Here is a 3,609-nt window from a genome sequence, read left to right as displayed (position 1 = left end):
GACAGAGGTCCAGGAGGGGGATCAGGGGGCCGCTCGCGGCGCAGCAGACGACCGCGTCGAGGGGGCCCGCCTCCTCGAGGAGCCGGGACAGGGTCGCCGGGGCCGCGAGGTCCGCCCGCAGGGGGCCGCCGCGTGACGCCCGCAGCACCTCGTGTCTCGCCGCCAGCGCCTCCGACACCGCTCGCCCGATCGTCCCCGTCGCCCCGATCACCAGTACGCGCATGCCGCCGAGGATGTCAGAGCCCGGGGAAACGGGGTATCCGGTTATGGCACCCGCGACAGCCGTAACGGCATTTCAGGCATAAGCCGATAAAAGGAGATCAGGGTGCCCAGGTCACCCGAATGGACCCCTCGACAGGCGCCATCTCATATCTGAGATAACCTCAGCCCCATGGCAGACGATTACCTCGTACGCATCGGCAAGCTCATCCGCGACGCCCGTCAACACCGTGGCTGGACACAGAGCCAACTGGCGGAAGCGCTGGGGACGAGCCAGAGTGCCGTGAACCGGATCGAGCGGGGCAACCAGAACATCAGCCTTGAGATGATCGCCCGAATCGGTGAGGCCCTGGACAGTGAGATCGTGTCGCTGGGGTACGCGGGCCCGATGCACCTGAGGGTCGTCGGCGGACGCCGCCTCTCGGGCGCGATCGACGTCAAGACGAGCAAGAACGCGTGCGTGGCCCTGCTGTGCGCCTCGCTGCTGAACCGGGGCCGTACGGTCCTGCGCCGGGTCGCCCGCATCGAGGAGGTGTACCGCCTCCTGGAGGTCCTCCAGTCGATCGGCGTCCGCGCCCGCTGGATCAACGACGGCGTGGACCTGGAACTGGTCCCCCCGGCCGAGCTGGACCTCGCGGCGATCGACGCGGAAGCGGCCGTCCGCACCCGTTCGATCATCATGTTCCTCGGCCCGCTGCTGCACGAGGTGCACCGCTTCAAGCTCCCCTACGCGGGCGGCTGCGACCTCGGCACCCGCACGATCGAACCGCACATGATCGCCCTGCGCCGCTTCGGCCTGGACATCGCGGCGACGGAGGGCCAGTACCACGCGGTCGTCGACCCGACGGTCCGCCCGGACCGCCCGATCGTGCTGACCGAGCGCGGGGACACGGTCACCGAGAACGCGCTGCTGGCCGCCGCGCGCCACGGCGGGGTCACCGTCATCCGCAACGCCTCGTCCAACTACATGGTCCAGGACCTGTGCTTCTTCCTGGAGGCGCTCGGCGTCAAGGTCGAGGGGATCGGGACGACGACCCTGACCGTGCACGGCGTCCGGGACATCGATGTCGATGTCGACTACTCCCCCTCCGAGGACCCGGTGGAGGCGATGAGCCTGCTGGCCGCCGCCGTCGTCACCGAGTCCGAACTCACCGTGCGCCGCGTGCCGATCGAGTTCCTGGAGATCGAGCTGGCGGTCCTGGAGGAGATGGGCCTCGACCACGACCGCACGCCCGAGTACGTCGCCGACAACGGCCGTACCCGCCTGGTCGACCTGACCGTACGGCCCTCCAAGCTGGAGGCGCCGATCGACAAGATCCACCCGATGCCGTTCCCCGGCCTCAACATCGACAACGTCCCCTTCTTCGCGGCGATCGCGGCCGTGGCCCAGGGCAAGACCCTCATCCACGACTGGGTCTACGACAACCGCGCGATCTACCTCACGGACCTCAACCGCCTCGGCGGACGCCTCCAACTCCTCGACCCGCACCGGGTGTTGGTGGAGGGCCCGACCCGCTGGCGCGCCGCCGAGATGATGTGCCCGCCCGCGCTGCGCCCCGCCGTCGTCGTACTCCTCGCGATGATGGCGGCCGACGGGACGTCCGTCCTGCGCAACGTGTACGTCATCAACCGGGGGTACGAGGACCTCGCGGAACGCCTCAACTCGATCGGCGCGCAGATCGAGATCTTCCGGGACATCTGACGCCCTGCGGGAAAAGTACCACCACACCCCTCCTGACCTGCGTGAACGCGAGGTGGGAGGGGAGGGGGCGGCGCCTCTGGGACTTTTCTGGGACTTTCCGCCGGGACCGAGAGCTTCCGGCCGCTGCGTCCTCGGTACATTGCGCCATCGGGAACATGTCCGGATGCCACCGACAAAGAAATGTTCAGGTCAGCCCCTTTCCCGGCTGTCGGCAGGGCTTACCCAAGGTGGGAACCTCCAGGCTCTCCCCGGCTTCCAGGACAGCCGCCACTACGCGGGGACGGGCCTCTGCCGGGGACGCTCGTGATCGAACGGAAGTTATGGACAGGGTTTACAGCTGTCCGTTGTCCAAGGGGCCAGGGCCTCTCCGGTCAGCGGGGAGTGACACCGGAGAGGCCCTGGCGAATCGGGAGGGGGCATTACCCCCGGAGGGAACGGTCAGACTTGGAGCCGGATCACGTGATCCGGTTCCAGCAGTCCATCCGTCATCGGGACGCTGGCCAGCAGGGTCGCAGTGTGTTCGGGCTGCTGGTACGGCTCGTCCCGAAAGTTGACGGCGCACAAGAAGCCGGGGCCGCGGCGGAAGGGGAGGACGGCGACGGGGGCGTCGGCCCACGCGAGGCCCGAACTGATGGTCCGGGGACTCCAGTTTGGTCCGCCGCTGACATCCCACCGCTTACATATGGGTGCCGCCGTCTATGCGGATCTCCGTGCCGGTGATGAACGCGCCGTCCACAGAGCCGAGCATGGCCACGACGCCCGCGACCGTCTCCGGACCGGCGAAGCCCTCGCCGATGGCCGGAAGCAGCTTCATCATGACTTCGTAGTCCGCGTCGTGTGGCAGGCCCGGGCCGACGTTCTCCTTGCTGGTGCCGCTCGCGTCGGTCATCCCCGAGGAGATCGAGCCCGGCGCGACGGCAGTGAAGCGGATGCCCTGCTTGCTGTACTCGGCGGCGAGCGCGTGCGTCATGGCCTGGATGCCGCCCTTGCTGGCGGCGTAGGCGGCCATGTAGGGGTGAGCGAAGCTCGCCGAGGTGGAGCTGAAGTTGACCACGGCCGGGTTCTCGCCCTGGAGCAGCGCCGGGATCGTCTCGCGGATCATCAGGAAGGTGCCGGTCAGATTGACCGCGATGACCTGGTCGAACTGTTCCAGGCTGGTCTCGTGGGTGTGCGACGAGCGCAGGATACCGGCCGCGTTGACCAGCACGTCCAGGCCGCCGCCGAGGGCGGCGAGGGCCGCCGCGACGGCCTCGCGGACAGAAATCTCGTCGGCGATGTTCACCTGGACGGTGTGCAGACGGGCCTGGGTACCGGTGTCGGCGGCGAGCTTGCGGGTGGCGGTCAGGCCGGCCGTATCGATGTCGGCGGCGACGACGTGGCCGCCCTCGGCGAGTATGCGCAGGACAGTGGCCTGGCCGATGCCGGAGCCCGCTCCGGTGATCAGTACACGGCGGTCGTTGTAGCGGTTCATAGGAGTGCTCCAGTTTGTGGCGAGTGCGTCTGGTGGTCGGTCGGCCGGTGGAGGTATGGCGTGGCCTTGCGTCGGCTGCCTGCGCGAACGCGTTTAGCGTGCTGCCGGGTGGGCCGCGCATGGTGGAACGTCAGGAGCCGTGGATCCAGGAGCCGACGATGTCGTGGGCAGGTTCGGTCACGAAGGTGACGGCACCGCCGATGAGCCGGGTGCTCTC

General features: G+C 68.5%; 3 protein-coding genes. 1 reads left to right on the top strand and 2 read right to left on the bottom strand.

Going from position 1 to position 3,609, the window contains the following annotated elements; all coding sequences use genetic code 11:
• A partial coding sequence (locus tag AOK24_RS39320; RefSeq protein ID WP_159052152.1) for an NAD-dependent epimerase/dehydratase family protein occupies nucleotides 1-223 on the bottom strand: 223 nt, incomplete at its 3' end.
• Nucleotides 224-391: 168 nt separating this feature from the next.
• On the opposite strand from AOK24_RS39320, the gene AOK24_RS39315 reads away from it, so the two are divergent.
• Nucleotides 392-1,921, top strand: coding sequence for a helix-turn-helix domain-containing protein (locus AOK24_RS39315; protein ID WP_055724717.1), 1,530 nt, complete (start codon nucleotides 392-394; stop codon nucleotides 1,919-1,921).
• Between the two features lie 676 nt (nucleotides 1,922-2,597).
• Here AOK24_RS39315 and AOK24_RS39310 read toward each other — a convergent pair.
• Complete coding sequence (locus AOK24_RS39310; protein ID WP_055724716.1) at nucleotides 2,598-3,392, bottom strand: SDR family NAD(P)-dependent oxidoreductase; 795 nt, start codon at nucleotides 3,390-3,392, stop codon at nucleotides 2,598-2,600.
• Nucleotides 3,393-3,609 lie beyond the last annotated feature (217 nt).

It is taken from the genome of Streptomyces niveiscabiei, assembly GCF_001419795.1.
Lineage (GTDB): Bacteria > Actinomycetota > Actinomycetes > Streptomycetales > Streptomycetaceae > Streptomyces > Streptomyces niveiscabiei.
Note: the sequence above shows the minus strand (reverse complement) of the source record. Positions and strands in the feature narration are given on the sequence as shown.